This is a genomic window from Pseudomonas sp. PS1(2021) (assembly GCF_020405165.1).
Taxonomy (GTDB): domain Bacteria; phylum Pseudomonadota; class Gammaproteobacteria; order Pseudomonadales; family Pseudomonadaceae; genus Pseudomonas; species Pseudomonas aeruginosa.
Genome location: NZ_CP084484.1, coordinates 5314844 through 5335242 on the forward strand (window position 1 = coordinate 5314844; position 20399 = coordinate 5335242).

A 20399-nucleotide genomic window follows, 5' to 3' on the forward strand; every position below is an offset into this window, starting at 1 on the left:
GCTCTCGTCCGCCTGCCTTCAATGCTCGGGATGCACCGGCGCATCCACTGGCCGCCAACCGTGGCGCCGCCATAGACGACCATAGCCGGGCAGGTGGAAATCGCCACTACGTCGCCGGTAGGCACGGCGGCTTGCGCTATACACGCGCGGCAGCAGGTACCAGGGCAGGCCCGGCAGATCGTGGTGGACCAGATGCAAGTTGTTGTTGAGGAACAGCAGCCGCCACGGCCACCCCGCCTCGACCAGCACGCTGCGCTGCGCCGGCTCGCGGGCCGGACGGTGCTCGTAGAAAGAGCGCAGCATGCTCAGGCCGAGGGCCGGATAGGCCACCGCCGGCAGGTACAGCTAGGGCGGGATGCCCGCCCAGCGCCAAAGCCCGGCCAGCAACCCGCCCAGCAGCACGGCATGCAGGCCCCACAGGCGCCAGGCGGCACCCTCTCCCCGGCGCAACCGCGAACCTTCCAGGCGCGCCATCGCCGCCAGGGCCAGCAGCGGGCCGAGGGTGGCGCGACCGAGCAGGGTCTTGTCCAGGCAGAGCCAGCGCCGCCGCCAGGAGCCCAGGCGCGGCCACTCGGACAGACTGACGTAGCGACTCTCGGGGTCCAGCCCCGGGTAGGTCAGTTGCTCGTCGAGGTGGTGCCGCAAGTGGCTGTCACGGTACAGCGGATAGGGATACCAGACGGCCAGTGGCAGGTAGCCGAGCATGGCGTTGAACCTCGGCCAGCGGGTCGGGTGGCCATGGATCAGCTCATGCTGCAACGACATGTAGAGGGAGGCGAACGGCACCAGTCCCGCCAGCACCGGCCAACCCCAGCGCTCATACTGGCTGGCGAGCAGTGCCCAACCGCCGTACAGGCAGGCGATCAGCAGCCAGGTCGGCCATTCGCTGCGCGCCTGGAAGGTATCCTGGAGCCGCCGCACCAGGGTGCGCTGACGCCCGCTCAGGTAGTGCGCCATGAAGGCTGGCGAGGCTTACTTCAGGGAGGTATCGAGGCGCGCGGCGACTTCGGCCGGCACCCAGTGGCTCCAGATTTCGCGATGCTGGCGAAGAAACTGCGCACGCACCTCGCCGACCTCGCGATGATTCTGCGCCATGTCGGCGAGCAGCTCGTTGAACAGCGGCAAGGGGATCTCGACCTTGCGGAACAGCTCGACCAACGCCGGCGCCTTGTCATGGAAATCGCGGGAAACACCAATGGTGATCTTCGCCGGCAACGAGCGGGAACCGATGGGGTCGGGGTTCTTCGGATCGGACAGGGTGGCCCAGGCCTTCTCGCTGAACGGCGGCTCTTCCAGTTGCACCAGCTTGAAACGGCCCATCAACGGAGTCGGCGACCAATAGTAGAAAAGCACCGGCTCGCCGCGCCGGAAGGCCGCACTGATCGCCGCATCCAGCGCCGGGCCGGTGCCGGTGCGGAAGTTCGTGTAGCTGTCCTGCAACCTGTAGGCCTTGAGCTTCTGGCTGTTGACGATCTCGCAGGTCCAGCCGGTCGGGCAGTTGTAGAAACGCCCCTTGGCGGGCTCCTCGGGATCGCGGAACAGCGCCTTGTAGCGCGGCAGGTCGGCGACCGACCTCAACTCCGGCGCCTTCGCCTCGATGCCTCGTTGCGGGTCGCCCTTGACCAGGTACTCCGGCACCCACCAGCCCTCGGTGGCGCCCTTCACCGTCTCGCCGACGGAGAACACCTCGCCCGCCTCCTCCGCCGCGCGCCACACCGGGCTACGCCCGGCCCATTGCTCCCCGGTGACCTGGATATCGTTCTGGCGCAGGGCGTTTTCCATGGTCACGGTATTGCCCGGCAGCGCGTCGGTCTCGCAGCCGTAGCCTTTTTCCAGTACGTAGCGCAACAGGTCGGTGGTGAACATGCCGCTTTCCCAGTTCAGCCCGGCGAACACCACTTTGCCCGGGTACGGGCATTCCGCCGCGACGGCGGTCTGGCTGGCGAGGCTGGCGCCCAGGGCGAGGACGGCGAGGATCTGGCGAAGCGGGGGCATGCGGGTCTCCCGGTTGGAGTCGGACGGCATGCGGAACTATATAGGCATTAAAAATATTGGATTAATAACGTTTGATTCTTTGGATAGACAAAAGCGCCTACCCTTTCGGTGTAGACGCTTTTTCCTGGCGGCGCCGGCGAATCACAGCGAATCGAGTTCCACCGCACAGACCCACGCCGGCTCGTGGGCCGTCAGGCGCCAATGCTGCAAGCCCTGCAGCCCCTCGGCGCACAGGCAGTCGTGGGCAGCCAGTTGCCCGCGAGGTTGCCCTTGCAAGGAAATCGCTACCCCGTCCTGCTGGGCGAACAGCAGCAGCGTGCTCGCCGTGCCGTGCCAGTCCAGCTCGCCCTCGACCCGCAGCCATTGCAGGCGCGCGCGATGGCGCTGGGGCGCATAGATCAGGTTGAAGTCGCGGATAGCTCCATCGAGCAGGGTGCAGTGCACCTCGCTGTCGCCGGAAAAAGCGAAGGCCTGCCGGGCGCGTAGCGGCGCGGATTCCGCGCCATCCACCCGCAGGCGCATGCCGCCGCCCTCCAGCACGCTGATGATCCGCTGGTAACCGGCGAAGCGGGAGAAGCCGCCGGACTCGCCGACATCGGCGATCGACAGGCGCCAGCCGAAGCCGTCCAGGCCGTCGCCGCCGTCGCGGGCGATCTCCTCGGTGGAGCCGGCGCCGTTCTTCCACGGCATTCTCGGGTAGTCGACGGCGCGCAGGATGCGGAGTTCGCTCATGAGCTGAAACGTCCTTCCAGACGGTGGCGGGAACCCGGGTGCAGCAGCCGCGCGGCGGTCACCGCGACACGCCCGGACCACGTGCGGCGGCGGATCAGCAGGCACGGCTCGCCGCGTTCGATCTGCAACAGCTTGCACTCGGCCGGCTCGGCGAGGATCGCCTCGACCACATGCTCGCCCTCGGTGAGCGGCGCCACCTGGGTCAGGTAGGCATAGGGCGTTTGCCGGGTGAAATCCTGCTTGAGGTAGTCCGGCGCCACCGCGGCGTTCACGTAGCGGTCCTCGATCTGCACCGGGATATCGTTCTCGTAGTGCACGATCAGCGAGTGGAACACCCGCTGGCCTTCGCGCACATCCAGTGCCAGGGCGCGCTCGGGGCCGGCGACCTCCTCGCCGAGGGTGATCACCTGGCAACGATGGCGATGCCCGCGGGCCGCGATCTCGTCGGCGATGTTGTGCACCTCGAACAGCGCCGACTGGCCCTTGGGCTCGGCGACGAAGGTTCCTACCCCCTGCATGCGCACCAGCAGGCCGTCGCTGGTCAGTTCGCGCAGGGCGCGATTGATGGTCATGCGACTGAAGCCGAGCTGGCTGACCAGTTCGCTCTCGGACGGCACCCGGTGGTGCGGCGGCCAGGCGCCCGACTGGATCTGGCTGACGATCATCTGCTTGACCCGCGCGTAGAGCGGCGCCGGTACCTCGCCGAGTTGCGAGGCCAGCGGGGAACGATCGGAGGAAGAGGACGTCACGGAGAGACTCCTTGTCGAGGCGTCGATGAAGTGAGTTTACGCACCGCTTAATCGTCTGTATATGTATATACAAATAAAACAGACTGCGTGTGAGCTGATTATGTCCGCAATTTTCGCTGAACGTGCGTTGCTGCCGGAAGGCTGGGCGCGAAATGTCCGTTTCGAGATTTCCGCGGACGGAGTCCTCGCCGAGATTCGTCCCGACGCCAACGCCGACGGCGCCGAACGCCTCGGCGGCGCCGTGCTGCCGGGGATGCCCAACCTCCATTCGCACGCGTTCCAGCGCGCCATGGCCGGGCTCGCCGAAGTCGCCGGCAATCCCAACGACAGTTTCTGGACCTGGCGCGAGCTGATGTACCGGATGGTCGCTCGACTGTCGCCGGAACAGATCGAGGTCATCGCCTGCCAGCTCTACATCGAGATGCTCAAGGCCGGCTACACCGCGGTGGCGGAATTCCACTACGTCCATCACGACCTCGACGGCCGCTCCTACGCCGACCCCGCCGAACTTTCCCTGCGCATCTCCCGCGCCGCCAGCGCCGCAGGTATCGGCCTGACCCTGCTGCCCGTGCTTTACAGTCACGCAGGCTTCGGCGGCCAGCCGGCCAGCGAGGGCCAGCGGCGCTTCATCAATGGCAGCGAGGCCTACCTGGAACTGCTCCAGCGCCTGCGCGCGCCGCTGGAGGCGGCAGGCCACTCCCTGGGCCTGTGCTTCCACTCCCTGCGCGCGGTGACTCCGCAGCAGATCGCCACGGTCCTCGCCGCCGGCCACGACGACCTGCCGGTCCACATCCATATCGCCGAACAGCAGAAGGAAGTCGACGACTGCCAGGCCTGGAGCGGACGCCGGCCGTTGCAATGGCTGTACGAGAACGTCGCGGTCGACCAGCGCTGGTGCCTGGTCCATGCGACCCACGCCGACCCCGCCGAGGTGGCGGCGATGGCGCGTAGCGGCGCGGTGGCCGGCCTGTGCCTGAGCACCGAGGCCAACCTCGGCGACGGCATCTTCCCGGCGACGGACTTCCTCGCCCAGGGCGGGCGCCTGGGCATCGGCTCGGACAGCCACGTCTCGCTCAGCGTGGTCGAGGAACTCCGCTGGCTGGAATACGGCCAGCGCCTGCGTGACCGGAAACGCAACCGGCTGTACCGCGACGACCAGCCGATGATCGGCCGCACGCTCTACGACGCTGCTCTGGCTGGCGGCGCCCAGGCCCTTGGGCAGCCGATCGGTAGTCTCGCCGTGGGCCGTCGCGCCGACCTGCTGGTGCTCGACGGCAACGACCCCTACCTGGCCAGCGCCGAGGGCGACGCCCTGCTCAACCGCTGGCTGTTCGCCGGCGGCGACCGCCAGGTGCGCGACGTGATGGTGGCCGGCAGATGGGTGGTGCGCGACGGCCGGCATGCAGGGGAAGAACGCAGCGCACGGGCATTCGTCCAGGTGCTGGGGGAACTGCTCGACTGACCCTGCACAGCGGCGGATAACCGCGTTGCGCTTGCTTATCCGCCCCACTCGTTCGAGCCGTCGGGCGCTAAACGCCGATACTTCCCACGCCAGCCGCCAGGCGTGAACGGCGCTGGAAAGAAAAAACGCCCCGGCGGGGCGTTCCTTCACTGGCTCCGCTTCAACTGGCCGTCGGGTACCCGCCAGATCAGCTCGTCCACCGCGTAACCGCGGCTGCGCGCTTCTTCCAGCAGACGTTCGCGGGTCTGCTGCGAAACCTGCGGGGTACGCGACAGCAGCCACAGGTATTCACGGTTCGGATTGCCCACCAGCGCGGTACGGTAGTCGTCGTCCACCGCCAGCACCCAATAGTCGCCGCGCGCCACGTTGGGGAAGAGATTGGCGAACCAGTTGTCGAAGCGCACCCACAACTTGTCGGTGCGACCCGGCTGCTGGGCGACCGCCCGCCCCGCCACCTGCTCCCAGTCGCCATCCAGGGTCAGGCAGCGATTGATCACCTGGATGCTCTGGTCTTCCTGCAAGCGGTAATGCGCCTCCGATTGCGCGCAGTTGCGCTGGAAGAACATCGGCAAGCGCGCCAGTTCGTACCAGGTGCCCTGGTAGCGCTGGAGGTCGACCTGCTCGGTGGCCGGCGGATTCTTCGGCGAGCCCGCGCAACCGACCAGCAGCAAGCCCAGCCACAGGGTGCAGAGCACCCGGATCGGCAGACCGATCACTTGAGCCCCTGGCCGGAGAAGAGCAGCGCCTTGTCGGCCGCGTACTGCACGCTGATGAAAGCCTTCTCGTCGCCCCAGGTGCAACTGGACATGCCCAGCGCGCCGGAGCACTCGGTGGGCTTGCCGAGGATCGCCTCGACCTCGGCCTTGCTCATGCCGGCCTTGAGCTTGGAATAGTTTTCCTGGTTGATCTTGCTGCAGGCGGCCAGGACGACGCAGAAAGCGACCACGGCCAGGGTACGGAACGACGCCATGAGGAACTCCTTGTTCGGGGGAAGCGCTGCCCTACAGCTTGGCACACGCGGGGGAAATCCGGAGCCTTGGAGTCAGAAACGCGAACCGGGTTCCCTGAGGAACGCCGTCTCCTCCTCGCTGGAGGGGCGGCCGAGAATGGCGTTGCGATGGGGAAAGCGACCGAAGCGGGCGACTACCGCATGATGCCGCTCGGCATAGTCGTAGAAATCGTCGAAGGGCTTGCGCACGCTGCCACCGACCTGATCGCGCAGGTCGCGGAAGCAGGCTACCGCCCGCTCCTGGCTGGGCAGGTCCTCGGCGTGCTCCAGGACCAGGTAGGCGAACACCCGGCGCACCGGCGGCAACTGGCGGTCGAAGTCTTTTTCCAGGCCCTCGCGCACCACCCGTTGCGCCCGGGCGTCGCCGGCGTAGGCGCGCGGCGTGTCGCGGTAGATCATCCGCGGCAACTGGTCGAGCAACAGGATCAGCGCCAGCCAGCCATCGGCCTCGGCCGTCCACTCCTGCAAGCCGCCGTCCAGCGCCTGGTTCACCAGGTCGCCGAAACGGCCGCCGGCATCGGCGTCCTGGCAGACGTTCTTGCCGAACCACAGGCCGTTGCGCTGGGCAACCACCTCGGCGGCATCGCTGGAGGTGCCGAACCACCAGTCGAGCAAGGTCTCCCAGGGCGCGCTCATCGGCCTACTCCGCGTGGTAGCCGGTGATGCGCTCGACTTCCTGCTTCGAGCCGAGGAACACCGCGACACGCTGGTGCAGGTTCTCCGGCTTGATGTCGAGGATGCGCTGGGTGCCGTTGGTGGCGGCGCCGCCGGCCTGCTCGATGATGAACGACATCGGGTTGGCTTCGTACATCAGGCGCAGCTTGCCGGGCTTCTCCGGCTCGCGGGCGTCGCGCGGGTACATGAAGACGCCGCCACGGGTCAGGATGCGGTGGACGTCGGCGACCATCGAGGCGATCCAGCGCATGTTGTAGTTCTTGCCCAGCGGGCCTTCCTTGCCGGCCAGCAGTTCTTCCACGTAGCGTTTCACCGGCGCTTCCCAGTGGCGCTGGTTGGACATGTTGATGGCGAACTCGGCGGTGCTTTCCGGCACGCTGATGTTGTCGTGGGTGAGGACGAAGCTGCCCAGCTCGCGATCCAGGGTGAAGCCCTTGACGCCATTGCCGAGGGTCAGCATCAGCATGGTCTGCGGGCCGTAGATGGCGTAGCCGGCGGCGACCTGGGTGGTGCCCGGCTGGAGGAAGGCTTCCTCGCGCAGGGTATCGTTCTGGTTCAGGTACTCGTTGGGGCAGCGCAGCACCGAGAAGATGGTGCCGACCGAGACGTTGACGTCGATGTTGCTGGAGCCGTCCAGCGGGTCGAAGACCAACAGGTAGGCGCCTTTCGGATAGCGCCCCGGAATCTGGTAGGGGTGGTCCATCTCCTCGGAGGCCATGCCGGCCAGGTTGCCGGCCCATTCGTTGGCTTCCAGCAGGATCTCGTTGGACATCACGTCCAGCTTCTTCTGCACCTCGCCCTGCACGTTCTCGGTGCCCATGCTGCCGAGCACGCCGCCCAGCGCGCCCTTGGACACCGCATGGCTGATTTCCTTGCAGGCACGCGCCACGACCTCGATGAGGAAGCGCAGGTCGGCCGGGGTGTTGTGGCTGCGGGTCTGCTCGATCAGATAGCGGCTCAGGGTAACGCGGGACATGGATGGCTCCGGAGAGAGGAAAAAACCCGCGCAGTTTAACGCGGAATTGGCGGTCACGCTTGACTCCGCGCAACCGCCGGTTGGAGATCGGCGGCGGTGGCGCGGTTCATTTCCGCGGCGCGCAGCCGATCGACGGTCGTCAGCCGCGTCCCATCTCGCCGTTCAGGCTGGCCTGGACGATTTCCACCCAGTAGCCGTCGGGATCGCTGATGAAGGCCACGTTCTTCATGCCTCGGTCCAGCGGCTTGACGAAGTTCACCCCGAGCGTCTCGAAACGCTCGCAGGCCGCCACCAGGTCGGGCACCGAGAAGCAGATGTGGCCGAACCCGCGCGGGTCCTGGTTGCCGTTGTGGTACTGGCTGTCGTCGCTCTCGCTGCCCCAGTTGTGGGTCAGCTCGAGGACCGACTGGCGTCCGAAGGTATATCGCTGGCGCTCGTCAACCGCATCAGGCACTTCTTCGCCACGGGTCATGGCGAGGAAATACAGGGAGAAGCGGCCTTCCTCGAAATCCAGGCGACGCAGCAGGCGCATGCCGAGCACCCGCGAGTAGAAGTCGAGCGAGCGCTTCGGATCCTTGACCCGCAACATGGTGTGGTTGAACACGTATTCCTGGGTGATGGCGTCCGGCTCCATGCAGATGCCGGGCTGTACTTCGGTGTTGAAACTCATCGGGCGATTCCCTCGAACGAAACGGATCGGCAGTGTATGGCGGTCGACCGGGCGGCGAGTAACAGCGGGGTACTACTCTCTTGATGCCGGCGCGCGCCGATCGTTCCGTCGACGGGAAACGCGACCGGCGCCGACCGGGCGCCGGCCGCCGTTTCAGAAGTCCAGGCTCAGCGCCAGGCTGACGCTCTGCTGGGTATCATCCTCGCCCTTGCGCCAGTTGTAGCCGCCGCGCAGCGACAGCTCCGGCGCCAGCTTCTGGCTGAAGCCGAGTGAGACGCGGTTGAGATGGTCCTGCGGGGTGTAGCCTTCGAGGGTGAAGCGATTGCCCGGCAGGCTGTTGAGGGACATGGTCAGGTCCTGGGTGTCGTCCTCGTACTCACGTTCGTGGGCGTACTCGGCGAACAGCTGGGTATCGCTGCCGAACGCGTACTTGCCTTGCAGGCCGGCGCCCAGGCGCTTCGAGCTGCGCTTCTGGTCGTCGTAGTCGAGCGCGGTGGCGCTGGCGCCCTTCTCGGAATAGCCGTCGACCTCGACCCGTGCATAGTCGGCGCTGACGAACGGCGACAGGTGCCAGGGACTGTCGGCCTGCTGGGCGATGTCGTAGCCCAGGCGCGCGCTGAACGCCCACAGGTGGCCGTTGGTGTCGCCTTTCTCGCTGCGCTCGCCGCCGCCCAGGGCGAACTTGCGCTTCAGGTCGTCGTAGTCGAGGTAGCCGCCGGTCAACGCCGCGTCGGCCCACCAGCGGTTTTCCTGGTACTGCACGAAGGCGCTGGCCATGTAGCTGTTCATCCGGTAGTCGGAATCCTTGGCGCCGGCTTCCAGCTTCTGCCGGTAGAAACCGGCGGCGACCCCGGCGCGCCAGGCCTCGTCGATGCGGTAGCTGCCACCAAGGGTCAGGTTGTAGCCGTTGCCGTCGCCGCTGGCGGCGCTGTCCTGGGAGTCGAAGTCCAGGCGCTGGCCACCGCCGCCGACGAAGCCGCGCCACTGGCCGACGTTCTGCCAGTTCTCCCAGTCCGCCTGCCACTGGCTGCGCAGTTCGTCCTGGTAGGCACGCAGGGTGCCGTGGGCCATTTCCGGCAGCAGGGTCAGCTCCCAGGGCGCCGACAGCAGCGAATAGGTGTAGTCGGCGATCAGGCGCTGGCCGGTGATGGTCGGGTGCACGCTGTCGTTGAACAGCAATTTGCTCGGGTCGGGCGTGCTGCCGTTGATCCCGTAGGTCGGGTTCATGGTGCAGCCGTTGCCGCTGAAACAAGTGCCGATCAGGTTCTGGTCGGCGGCCAGGCCGAAGGAAGCCGGGTTGGCCATGCCTTCCTTGAGCAGCAGCGGGATGTTCAACGGAATGACGTTGGCGCCGGCCTGGCTCAACTGGGCGGTCAGCTCGGCGTTGAACGTGCCGCTGAGTTGGCTGGCGAAAGGCTGCAAGGGACCACCGAAGGTAGCCGGGGTCAGGCCCAGGTCGGGCAACAGCCAGACCACGATGTAGCGCGCGCCGGCCTGCTGCAGGGCCTGCACGCTATCCACCAGGCGACCGGCGGCCTGTTGGGCCTGGACGTCGTTGAGGATGCGCCCCTGGAGAAAGTCGTTGCCGCCGCCGGTGATGTAGTACAACGCGTTCGGGTCGGCACCCAGGCCCTGGCGGGCACGGTCCACCAGGTAGCCATCGCGGCTGCGCAGGAGGGTATTGTCGCGCTCGATCAGCGAGCCGTTGGCCGCGGTGATCGAGTCGTAGATCTGATCGGTCCGGTAGCCGCCCACCGCCCAGTTGTTGCCGTCGGCGATGCCCTGCTGGGCGTTGACCGGCGAGGTCGAGGCAGCCAGGTCACCCGGGGCGATGCCGAGCTGATTGCCGAGCAGCATGGGCGCGGTCGGTCCGAAGATCTCGCCGCTGCCGTTCTGGTAGGTCGGGCCGACCCGGTTGGTGAAACGCGAGGTGCTTCCGGCGGGGCCGGCAGGATCGGGGAACTGCCCGGCATCGCTGAGGCTGTCGCCGAACACCACCAGCGTCGAATAGGGCGAAGGAGCAGCCTGCGGGGCGGTGGACAGCGAAGCCAGCAGGCAGGCCGCTACCAGTGGCTTGAGCGCCATTCTGATCATTCTCTTACTCCATGATTTGTTTTTATTGTCGGGCCGCCGCGTCGTCGGCATGCGCCCCGGGGCCCGTCGTAAAGCCTCCTCAGCCGAACAGCATAGCGCGGAACCGGCTCATGGCTTGTTCGGCGAGGAACGCAGCAGGCTCATTGCCATTATTACCAGCAGAGCGACCCCCAGCAGAAGTACCGCCCACAGGCCGATCTTCTTCCAGTCGCTACCCGGTGCCGGCGCCGCGACCGCCATGGCCACCTCCAGCGGTTCGCCCAGGCTGGCGCTACCCAGGGTGGCGCGCTTGCTCTCGGTATAGCCGGGAATCAGTACGCCGAGCGGCAGCGCCGCCGACTGCGCGCCGGGCTTGCCGAACGCCAGCCGGTACGGCGGGCTGCCGCGCACCAGGAACACCAGTTCGCTGGCCGGCAGGCCGACACTCAGGGACGGGACCTCCGGGCCCAGGCCGGTACCTCGTTGGTCCACCTGCAGACGCAGCTCGCGCACCGCCCAGCCCGGCAGTTCCAGCTCGTTCTGCTGTACGTTGCGGCCGTCGATCGGCAGCCGGTAGAGAACCCCGCGTGCCAGGCTGCTCCAGGCGGCCTCCCGGCGCGGCGAAGCGTTCTCCGTACGATCACGGCCGGACAGTTCCACCGGGACGATGGTGTGGGTCAGCGCCTGCTCCAGGGACACCCGCACCCGCTGCAACGGCAACGCCAGCGGCAACTGCCAGCGGTACTCGCCGTCCCCCGCCTGGCGCCCGGCCAGCGGCTCGGACCAGATCATCGGCGCCGGCTCGGTGCTCCGCGTGCTGCCTTGCAGGCGGGCGCCTTGGAGGTCTGCCGCGGTTGCCCCGGCCGGCCAGGCCAGACGCAGGTAGCGGGCCTGGCGGCCGGGAAGCTTGACCTCGCTGACGTCGATGCGTTCGCCGTTGAAGGTCAAGCGGGCGATCTGTCCGTCACCCCAGGCCTGCCAATGCTCGAGGTCGTCGCTGGCTTCCACGGAGAAGCGCTGGAAGCCCTCCTCCGGGCTGCTCCAGTCCAGCCGCAGGCGCTCCAGGGGAAACGTCACCGCGCTCGCGTCGATCAGCCAGCCGCGCAAAGTCTCGGCAGCCGGCCCGGCGTTTTCCGGCAGCACCTCGACTATGGTGCCGCTGGTGTTGCGCTGCACCCGCAGGTTCGGTTGCGTCGCGTCGGCGGCGGACGTGCCTCGCAACGGGAACAGCCGCACCTCGGCCTCATGCGGCGTGCTGGCCTGGCGCTCGCTGCCGGCCACCAGGGCGTAGGGCAAGGCCTCGCCTTCGGCATCGAAGACCCGCAGGTCGCGCAGGTCGGCATGGGCAGCCGACAACTGCACGCTCATCGGGATGCTCAGGCGATACCAGGGACCTTCGCCCTGCAGCGACAGCGCCACCTGGCGGCTGAAACCTTCGGCAGACTCCTTCGCCGACAGCGGCAGGGACAGGCAGGCGCCCAGCAGGAGCAGGCCGGCGGTTCTGAACGAAAAGGAGCGCGTCATGGCTGCTCGGCCTCCGATGCGACCTCGGCGCGACGCGGAGGCAAGGGTGAGAAGTAGCCGACGACCAGCAACAGGACGCCGACCCCGATGAAGGAGATGATTCGCTCCAGGCTGCCACTGTTGCCCAGCTCGACGAAGAACAGCTTGACCACCACGACGCCGACCAGCGCCGCGCCGACCATCCACAGGTCGCGCCGGCCGAGACGGGTACCGGCGATGGTCAGGCCCAGCGCACAGAGCGTCCAGACCAGCGACAGCCCCGCCTGCACCAGCATCGACGCGGCCAGCGCCTCGGCCTGGAACGGTACGCCGGCCAGGTGGTGCGCGGCGCGGCACACCGCCAGGGTCAGCAGGGCGAACAGCGAGGCGCCGGCCAACGCCTGGCGCCCCAGGCGCGCGCTGGCATTGCCATCGACGAGCGAGGCCAGGCTGGCGTCGCTCCAGCGGTAGAGGGCGAACAGCACGATCAGCAGCCCCAGTTCCAGCGGGTTGGCCAGCGGCAGGTAAGGCAGCGGCTCGGCAGCGCCGTCGCTGAGCAGGTTGGCGCTCCAGAACCAGCCGAGCAGCAACAGCGCCACCGGCGCAGCGGCGAGCAGCCGATACTCTCGCGGGAAGTCGCGCAGCGGCCAGGGCAGGCTCCGCCCGCCAGCCACCAGCAGCAGGTAGGCGCTCGGGACCAACGCCCAGCCCAGCCAACGCCAGGCGTTGTACTGTTCGGCGAGCAGGGCGAACAGGTAGCGCAGCTCCAGCGCCAGCACCCCTAGCAACAGCCAGCAACCGAGCACATGGGCAACGCTCAGGGCCTTCGCCGGCAGCAACGGGGCAAGGCGTCGCAGCGACAGCAGGTGCGTGGCGAACAGCAGCGGCCAGGCCAGCCAGCCGAATTCGCCGAACGGCTGGTAATCGAAACGCCAGGCACTGGCCAGGGCCAACAGCGCCACCGGGACCAGCGCCAGGCACAGCAGGGCCAGTTCGCGCCAGCGCTCGCGCAGCGCCAGCAGCATCCACGACGCCACTGTCGCCGCGGCCACCAGCAGCAACGCATGCTCGCGCAGGCCATAAGGCACGAAGCGGACGGTTTCGCACAGCGCGGTCAGCGCCCACCAGCCGGCTCCCCAGAGCAGCAGCAAGTGCGACAGCTCGGCCAGGCCGAGGGTACCGATACCCAGCGCCCGCTCGCGCTCGCCGGCGCGGCGCAGCCGCCAGGCGCCGACCAGCGCCGCCAGGGCCAGCACTGCCGGCGTCCAGAACCCGGAATGGGCCAGGGGCCGCAGGCCTTCGCCGCTCAGCGAGCCGAACAGCGACGGCCCGGCGAGGAGGAACGCCAGGCCGCCCACTACCTGCAAGGCGAGGCCGAAGTAGAAGCTCAGGCGCTGGCGCAGCACCAGGCTCAGCCAGATGATCAGCAGCCCGCTACCGGCCCATACCGCGCTGGCGCTGCGCCAAGGCAGGACGAACAGCACTGCCAGGTTGACGAACGCCAGACCGGCCAGCAGCACCAGGCTCAAGCCCATGAGCAGCCGACTGTCGTCCTTCACCAGCGGGTCGCGCGCCGCCAGCAGCATGCCGCCGATCAGCGCCAGGCCAATCAGCGAGGCGGTCATCAAGCCACGCCAGCCCGAGTCGAATACCCCACCCTGGCCATCGCCGCCCTGCAAATGCAGGAGGAACAGCGCACCGCCCAGCAGTTGCACGGCGAAGGCGCAGAACAGGAAGGTACGCGAGCCCAGGCGCAAGCCGGCGAACAAGCTCGCCAGGCCGGCCACGGCCCAGGCGATGGCGGTGCCGTCGACGGCCAGGCAGAGCGGTGCGACCAGGTAGAGGAAGGCCAGGCCGGCGGCCGCCAGCAACGGCCGGCAGGCGGGCTCCCAGTCGGCCAGCGCTTTCGCCGACGCGCGACGCAGCTGCCAGAAGCTGAACAGCGCCGCTGCACCGAGCATCAGCGCGCCCAGCGGCGAACCCTCCAGCAACGTCGTCTCACCCGGGCGCACGCCATTCAGGTAGGCCAACGCCGCACCGCCCTGCAACAGCAGGGCGAAGAGCCGCGCCAGGCGGCGTTGCTGGTGCAGGCCGAGCCAGTAGATGCCGGCGCCCTCGACGGCCCAGGCGGCCGAGGTCCAGCGCGCGTCCAGGCCGAGCGGAATGGCCAGGGTGCCGAAGACCACCCCCAGCGCCAGGCAGATTTCCACCAGCAGGCTGGTGCGTCCGGCCGAAGCATGGCCGCGCAGCACCCGCGCCAGGACCATGTAGAAGAGCCCCAGGGCCAGGGCGCTGAAGGCCATGCCGAAGTCGATGTGGCCGATCACCGCGCATTGCAGGCCGAACCCCACCAGTGGCGGGCCGAACAGCACGGTGGCGTCGATGTAGTCGGCCTGTCGCGCCGACCAGCGCAGCAGTTCGCCGCGCTCGGCAGGCGCCTGCGCGGCCTCCAGCAGCTTGCGGCGGGCGAAGAGCAGGCCGATCCCGACGTACATCAGGAAGAACAGGGCCAGGAACGGCTCGGTGCTGGCGAACAGCTCCGGTGTATAGGAGCGCAGTCCCCAGGCGAAGCCGATGCCGAAGGTGCCGACGAAGCCGACCAGGTTGAGCGGCCGCCAGGCGCGGAACCAGGCGATGGCGAAGATGCCGGCGTTGAGCAGGGCGAAGTAGCTGAACAGCGCTACATGGTTGCCGCTGCCGGTGGAGGTCAGGATCGGCGCGGCGAAGCCGCCGAGCGCCGCCACCACCGCCAGGCCCATGGCGTTCTGCAGCACGGCGAGGATCGCCGAGCAGATCGTCACCACCACCAGCAGGGCCAGCGCCGCGCCGGGAGAGATCAGCGGATGCAGGCGCATGGCGGCGAAGATGGTCAGGTACAGCACCGCGATACCGGTGCCTTGCAGGATCAGGCCATAGGCGGCGCGCCGCTCGCGCAACCACCAGCCGACGCCGAGCAGCGCCATCGCTGCCAGCGCCACCCCGGCGTAGCGGTACTCCACCGGCACCGCCACCCGTTCCGAGGCATAGCGCAGGAGGAAGGCCAGGCCGATGAACAGCAGCACCACGCCGATGCGCAATACCGTGTTGCCGCCGAACAGCCAGCCCTTGGCCGCGGCGAAGCCACGCTCGACCAGCGAGGGTTCGCGTGGAGGCGCTGGAGGGGCGGCACGGCGCGGCGCTGGCTGGGCGTCAGGCTGGAACGCCGGCTGACGCTCGATGGGCTGGACGGGTTCGGGGGGACGAGGCGGAGGCGGCGCAGCCTCGACGGCCGGTAGCTCGATGTCCCAGTCCAGCGGCGGGGCAACCTCGGCGGGAGGAGCGGGAGGCGTGTCTGCGAGCGGCTGGTCGATGCCGGCGGCCGGCTCGGGAACGCTTTCGGGAAGGTCCTGCGCCTGGCGCTCCACGCGCAGCAAGCGCTGGTGGATGACCTCGGTGCCGCGCTCGAAGCGTTCGGCGAATTCGCTCATCTGCTTGCGCAGGCGCTCGTTCTGTTGCGCCAGGTTCTGCAGCGAGACGGCCTGTCCCAGGGCCAGGCCGGAAAGGCCGCCGAGGAGGGCGCCGACCAGCGATTCCCCGGCGAAGCCGCCGAGGATCAGGCCCACCAGCATGAAAATCCATTGCATGCGTCGAATCCTTGATCAAGAGGTACCACGATCCACTGATACCTGCCCTGGCCATCCTGCCAGAGCGGAACCCGCGCCGGGAGTATACAGCCCGCATTCCAGAGATTCGACGCATTCCGACGCCCGCCCCGTGGCGAGCTACCTCTTCCTGGCGATGAACTGGACCACGCAGGCCGCGCCGGTGTGGAAACGGCCCTCGACCACCTCGCGCTCGATTTCCCGCGCCAGCAGCACTTCGCACTCCGGCAGCTCAGCCTCCAGCGCCGCGCGGCTCACCAGCATGTCGACGTCCGCCGGGCCGCCGGTGCCGCGGCCGAGCTGTTCCGGCCGATAGGCCTCCAGCAGGAAGAGACCGCCCGGTCGCAGCGAACGCTCCAGCAGGCGGTTGAGTCTGCCGCGCACGCGACTGGGCAGGTGCGCGAAGATCGACACCACCGCGCCGAACGCCGCTGCCGGCGGTTCGTAGTCCGCCAGGTCGACCACCAGGGTGTCGATCGACACGCCTTTCGCCTCGGCCAGCCGGCGCGCCTTGGCCAGGCCGACGGTGGAGCCGTCCACGCCAAGCACCTCCAGCCCCAGCGAAGCGAGGAACACCGCGTTGCGCCCCTCGCCCTCGGCGACGCTCAGCACCGGCCCGGCTAGCCGCTGCGCATGCTCCTTCAGGAAAGCGTTGGGTTCGGTTCCGTAGACATACTCTTCGGCGGCATAGCGTTCGTCCCACATGAGGTTCACCTCGTCTGTATTTCGTCACGGCCCAGGTGCCGAAACGCTAGTCTTCCACTTCAAGTCGACTTGAGGTCAAGGGCATGCGGCAACTGGACATAGGCGAGGTCGCGCGACGATCCGGGGTACCGGCCTCGACCCTGCGCTACTACGAGGAAAAGGGACTGATCGCCTCCAGCGGCCGGCACGGCCTGCGCCGGCTGTTCGATGCAGGCGTGCTGGAGCGGCTGGCGCTGATCGGGCTGGGCCGCGCCGCCGGGTTGTCGCTGGACGAGATTGCCGGCATGGGCGCAGCCGACGGCGCGCTGCGGATCGACCGCGCGGCGCTGGCGGCCAAGGCCGACGAACTGGACCGGACGATCCGCCGCCTCGCCGCCATGCGCGACGGCCTGCGGCATGCCGCGGCCTGTCCGGCGCGCGAGCACATGGACTGCCCGACGTTCCGCCGCTTGCTGCGGGCCGCTGCCGCGGGGGCCATCAAACCACGCCGGAAAGCGCCCGGCGCATAGCAAAACGGCCGGTAGGCCGGGCACCCCTGCCCTGCCTGCCGGCCGCGAGGCACGCCGTTGCGGCGCGCCGGTACGGCAACGGTTTAGACCTTGCTGCGCTCGTAGCGCTTGCGGTCGTTCTCGTTGAGCATCTTCTTGCGCAGGCGGATCGACTTCGGCGTCACTTCCACCAGTTCGTCGTCGGCGATGAACTCCAGCGCCTGCTCGAGGGTGAAGCGGATCGGCGGAACCAGGGCGATGACTTCGTCCTTGCCGGAAGCGCGCATGTTGTCGAGCTTCTTGCCCTTGGTCGGGTTGATCACCAGGTCGTTGTCACGGCTGTTGATGCCGGCCAACTGGCCTTCGTAGATTTCGTCGCCCGGGCCGAGGAACAGCTTGCCGCGGCTCTGCAGGGTCTCCAGCGAGTAGGTCAGGGCGGTGCCGGTGGCCATGGAGACCAGTACGCCGTTCTGGCGGTTGCTGACTTCGCCGGCCTTGATCGGACCGTAGTGGCTGAAGGTCGAGGTCAGGATGCCGGTGCCCGAGGTCAGGGTCAGGAAGTTGTTGCGGAAGCCGATCAGGCCGCGCGCCGGAATGGTGTACTCCAGGCGCACGCGGCCCTTGCCGTCGGGAATCATGTTGCTCAGGTCGCCCTTGCGCAGGCCCATCTGCTCCATCACCGAGCCCTGGTGCTGCTCCTCGATGTCGATGGTGACGTTCTCGTAGGGCTCCTGCTTCTCGCCGTCCTTCTCGATGATCACCACTTCCGGGCGGCCCACGGCCAGCTCGAAGCCTTCGCGGCGCATGGTCTCGATCAGTACCGACAGGTGCAGTTCGCCACGGCCGGAAACCTTGAACTTCTCCGGGCTGTCGCCCGGCTCGACGCGCAGCGCCACGTTATGCAGCAGTTCCTTCTCCAGGCGCTCCTTGATGTTGCGGCTGGTGACGAACTTGCCTTCGCGGCCGGCGAACGGCGAATCGTTGACCTGGAAGGTCATGCTCACGGTCGGCTGGTCGACGGTCAGCGGCGGCAGCGCCTCGACGTTCTGCGGGTCGCACAGGGTATCGGAGATGAACAGCTCCTCCATGCCGCTGACGCAGACGATGTCGCCGGCTTCCGCCTCGGCCACCTCGACGCGCTGCAGGCCGTGGTGGCCCATGATCTTCAGGATGCGGCCGTTGCGCTTGCTGCCGTCGTCGCTGATGGCCACCACCGGGGTGTTGGACTTGACCTTGCCGCGGGTGATGCGGCCGATACCGATCACGCCGAGGAAGCTGTTGTAGTCCAGCTGCGAGATCTGCATCTGGAACGGACCCTCGGTGTCCACCACCGGGGCCGGGACGTGGTCGATGATCGCCTGGAACAGCGCGTCCATGTTGTCGTCCATCTTCTCGTGGTCGAGGCCGGCGATGCCGTTCAGGGCGCTGGCGTAGACGATCGGGAAGTCGAGTTGCTCGTCGGTGGCGCCGAGGTTGTCGAACAGGTCGAAGATCTGGTCGATGACCCAGTCCGGACGCGCGCCCGGGCGGTCGATCTTGTTCACCACCACGATCGGACGCAGGCCGGCCTTGAAGGCCTTCTGGGTCACGAAGCGGGTCTGCGGCATGGGGCCGTCCTGGGCGTCGACCACCAGCAGCACGGAGTCGACCATCGACATCACGCGCTCCACCTCGCCGCCGAAGTCGGCGTGACCGGGGGTGTCGACGATGTTGATGTTGTAGCCGTTCCACTTGATCGCGGTGTTCTTCGCCAGGATGGTGATGCCACGCTCTTTTTCCTGGTCGTTGGAGTCCATCACCCGCTCGCTTTCCGCTTCTTTGCGGTCGAGGGTGCCGGACAGCTTCAGCAGCTTGTCCACCAGGGTGGTCTTGCCATGGTCGACGTGGGCGATGATGGCGATGTTGCGCAGATTTTCGATCACAAGTCTTGTCTCGTTTAACGCCCGAAGCGCGGCTTCGCGGCGGTGGTGGGGTCGGACAGGGCGGCGCCCGACACGACAGGCTTCTTCAATTAAGGGGCGGGCAGCAGGAGGACGCTGCCCCGGTCCGGCCGGCACGCCGAAGGGCGGGCATCGGCCTAGGCGGCGGACGTGTCGGGAGGACGGTGGCGGATGCTGCCGCCGAACAAGCCCGGCTGCTTAAGCCGGACGATAAACACGCACATTGGTGTGCCCCTCGTTGAGCAGGTGATGGGCATGCAGGCGGCTCATCACCCCTTTGTCGCAATACAGGAGGTACTGGCGGTTGGCGTCCAGTTCCTTGAAGCGGCTGTTGATCGCGTAGAACGGCAGCGCCTGGACTTCGACGCCTTCCAGGGCCAGGGGTTCGTCTTCCTGGGCATCAGGATGGCGGATATCGATGACAATCTGACCGGGCAGCACCTCGCCGACCTCTTCCACCTGCAGGTCCTGGCCGAGTTCGTCGATCACCCGGTCGACGGTGCGCTGGGTGGCGCGCTCCAGGGCGCGCTCGAGCACCGCCATGTCGAATTTCGACTCTTCGTGCTCGACGCGGTAGGGCTTGGCCTGGGTGGTCGGGTTCACCGAGATCACCCCGCAGTATTCCGGCATGTGCCGGGCGAACTCGGCGGTGCCGATCTGCCGGGCGGTGTCGATGATGTCCTGCTTGTGGCTGACGATCAGCGGGCGCAGCACCAGGGTGTCGGTAACCCGGTCGATCACCGAGAGGTTCGGCAGGGTCTGGCTGGACACCTGGGAGATCGCCTCGCCGGTCACCAGCGCGTCCAGCTCCAGGCGCTCGGCCACGCGGCTGGCGGCGCGCAGCATCATGCGCTTGAGGGTCACGCCCATATAGCTGTCGTCGACCTTGGTGAGGATCTCGCCGACCACTTCCTCGAACGGCACGCTGACGAACAGCACGCGCTGCGAGCGGCCGTACTTCTCCCACAGGTAGTGGGCGACTTCCATCACCCCCAGTTCGTGGGCGCGCCCGCCGAGGTTGAAGAACACGAAGTGGCTGATCATCCCGCGGCGCATCATCTGGTAGGCCGCCACGGTCGAGTCGAAGCCGCCGGACATCAGCACCAGCACCTGCTCCAGCGCGCCCAGCGGATAGCCGCCCAGGCCCGGATGCTGGCGATGGATGACGAACAGGCGGTCGAGGCGGATTTCCATCCGCACCTCGACTTCCGGCTGCTTCAGGTCGATCCCGGCAGCCCCGCATTCGCGGCGCAGGCCGCTGCCGACGTAACGTTCCACCTCCATCGAGGTGAACGCGTGCTTGCCGGCGCGCTTGCAGCGCACGGCGAAGGTCTTGCCGGCCAACTGGTCGCCGAAATGCGCCTTGCACTTGGCGAGGATGTCGTCGAAATCGCCCAGCGGATACTCGTGAACCTCGAGGAAATGACCGATGCCCGGGGTGCAGGTCAGGCGCTCGATCATCTCGCGCCTGGCCTTGGCGTCGACCACGGCGGTCTCTACCTCCAGGTTGTCCCACTCGCCCTCGACCTTCAGCTCCGGGTCCAGGTCGCGCAGCACCGCGCGGATGTTCTTCGCCAACTGCCGGATGAAGCGCTTGCGCACCGGCCGGCTCTTGATGGTGATTTCCTGGAAGGTCTTGACGATGAGTTTCATGCGAGGGACGCGAACGCGCGGGGCGACGGAAAAAAAGGGGCGGAATTATATCTGAAATTGCTCACGTATTGAGCAGAAATATGCACAGTTATTTTTGCTGCACCAAAATGGAATGATGCACCAACATG

16 protein-coding genes and 1 pseudogene are annotated in these 20399 nt (G+C 67.6%); 2 read left to right on the forward strand and 15 right to left on the reverse strand.

Annotated features, from left to right (window positions below; translation table 11 throughout):
• Nucleotides 1–18: 18 nt before the first annotated feature.
• The 4 genes and pseudogenes from LE197_RS25360 to hutC all read right to left on the reverse strand — a co-directional run bounded on the left by LE197_RS25360 (nucleotide 19) and on the right by hutC (nucleotide 3476).
• Nucleotides 19–957: pseudogene (locus LE197_RS25360) on the reverse strand (fatty acid desaturase).
• A gap of 15 nt (nucleotides 958–972) precedes the next feature.
• The gene (locus LE197_RS25365; RefSeq protein WP_003101766.1) at nucleotides 973–1995 is read right to left on the reverse strand and encodes an ABC transporter substrate-binding protein; all 1023 of its coding nucleotides are present in this window, start codon (nucleotides 1993–1995) and stop codon (nucleotides 973–975) included.
• A 141-nt stretch (nucleotides 1996–2136) separates the two neighbouring features.
• A complete protein-coding gene (locus LE197_RS25370; protein WP_003121232.1) occupies nucleotides 2137–2727 on the reverse strand; it encodes a HutD family protein in 591 nt (196 codons plus the stop codon).
• Nucleotides 2724–3476 carry a histidine utilization repressor gene (gene hutC / locus LE197_RS25375; RefSeq protein WP_003095970.1) on the reverse strand — a complete coding sequence of 251 codons (753 nt, stop codon included), beginning with the start codon at nucleotides 3474–3476 and terminating at the stop codon, nucleotides 2724–2726. The genes LE197_RS25370 and hutC overlap by 4 nt, the downstream gene beginning before the upstream one ends.
• 100 nt (nucleotides 3477–3576) lie before the next feature.
• Between hutC and LE197_RS25380 the strand changes: the two genes are divergently transcribed.
• Entirely contained in the window at nucleotides 3577–4938 is a 1362-nt protein-coding gene (locus LE197_RS25380; RefSeq protein WP_003114467.1) for a formimidoylglutamate deiminase, read from the forward strand.
• Nucleotides 4939–5084: 146 nt separating this feature from the next.
• Here LE197_RS25380 and LE197_RS25385 read toward each other — a convergent pair whose 3' ends face one another.
• The 9 genes from LE197_RS25385 to LE197_RS25425 form a co-directional block, all read right to left on the reverse strand.
• A complete protein-coding gene (locus LE197_RS25385) occupies nucleotides 5085–5654 on the reverse strand; it encodes a lipocalin family protein (RefSeq protein ID WP_003114468.1) in 570 nt (189 codons plus the stop codon).
• Nucleotides 5651–5908: an outer membrane protein assembly factor BamE gene (gene bamE / locus LE197_RS25390; RefSeq protein ID WP_003095983.1), complete on the reverse strand. Its 258-nt coding sequence runs from the start codon at nucleotides 5906–5908 to the stop codon at nucleotides 5651–5653. The genes LE197_RS25385 and bamE overlap by 4 nt, the downstream gene beginning before the upstream one ends.
• Nucleotides 5909–5980: 72 nt before the next feature.
• On the reverse strand, nucleotides 5981–6583 hold the full coding sequence (locus LE197_RS25395; RefSeq protein WP_023108849.1) for a DUF924 family protein: 603 nt from the start codon (nucleotides 6581–6583) through the stop codon (nucleotides 5981–5983).
• A 4-nt stretch (nucleotides 6584–6587) separates the two neighbouring features.
• The gene (locus LE197_RS25400) at nucleotides 6588–7598 is read right to left on the reverse strand and encodes a class 1 fructose-bisphosphatase (RefSeq protein ID WP_003095990.1); all 1011 of its coding nucleotides are present in this window, start codon (nucleotides 7596–7598) and stop codon (nucleotides 6588–6590) included.
• Between the two features lie 139 nt (nucleotides 7599–7737).
• A complete protein-coding gene (gloA, locus tag LE197_RS25405; protein WP_003101793.1) occupies nucleotides 7738–8268 on the reverse strand; it encodes a lactoylglutathione lyase in 531 nt (176 codons plus the stop codon).
• A gap of 153 nt (nucleotides 8269–8421) precedes the next feature.
• Entirely contained in the window at nucleotides 8422–10362 is a 1941-nt protein-coding gene (estA, locus tag LE197_RS25410) for an esterase EstA (protein WP_003115524.1), read from the reverse strand.
• A gap of 108 nt (nucleotides 10363–10470) precedes the next feature.
• On the reverse strand, nucleotides 10471–11865 hold the full coding sequence (locus tag LE197_RS25415) for a DUF3999 domain-containing protein (protein WP_003146454.1): 1395 nt from the start codon (nucleotides 11863–11865) through the stop codon (nucleotides 10471–10473).
• The gene (locus tag LE197_RS25420; protein WP_023108850.1) at nucleotides 11862–15467 is read right to left on the reverse strand and encodes a DUF2339 domain-containing protein; all 3606 of its coding nucleotides are present in this window, start codon (nucleotides 15465–15467) and stop codon (nucleotides 11862–11864) included. The genes LE197_RS25415 and LE197_RS25420 overlap by 4 nt, the downstream gene beginning before the upstream one ends.
• A gap of 138 nt (nucleotides 15468–15605) precedes the next feature.
• Entirely contained in the window at nucleotides 15606–16190 is a 585-nt protein-coding gene (locus LE197_RS25425) for an SAM-dependent methyltransferase (protein WP_003114471.1), read from the reverse strand.
• 83 nt (nucleotides 16191–16273) lie between these two features.
• Here LE197_RS25425 and LE197_RS25430 point away from each other — a divergent pair, with 83 nt between their 5' ends.
• Nucleotides 16274–16699 carry a helix-turn-helix domain-containing protein gene (locus LE197_RS25430; protein WP_003114472.1) on the forward strand — a complete coding sequence of 142 codons (426 nt, stop codon included), beginning with the start codon at nucleotides 16274–16276 and terminating at the stop codon, nucleotides 16697–16699.
• An 83-nt stretch (nucleotides 16700–16782) separates the two neighbouring features.
• Here the strand turns inward: LE197_RS25430 and typA are convergent, their stop codons facing one another.
• Nucleotides 16783–18600 (reverse strand): translational GTPase TypA, encoded by a 1818-nt coding sequence (typA, locus tag LE197_RS25435; RefSeq protein WP_003096009.1) that lies wholly within the window; start codon nucleotides 18598–18600, stop codon nucleotides 16783–16785.
• Between the two features lie 216 nt (nucleotides 18601–18816).
• Nucleotides 18817–20271 carry a tRNA uracil 4-sulfurtransferase ThiI gene (gene thiI / locus LE197_RS25440; RefSeq protein WP_003096011.1) on the reverse strand — a complete coding sequence of 485 codons (1455 nt, stop codon included), beginning with the start codon at nucleotides 20269–20271 and terminating at the stop codon, nucleotides 18817–18819.
• Nucleotides 20272–20399: the final 128 nt, after the last annotated feature.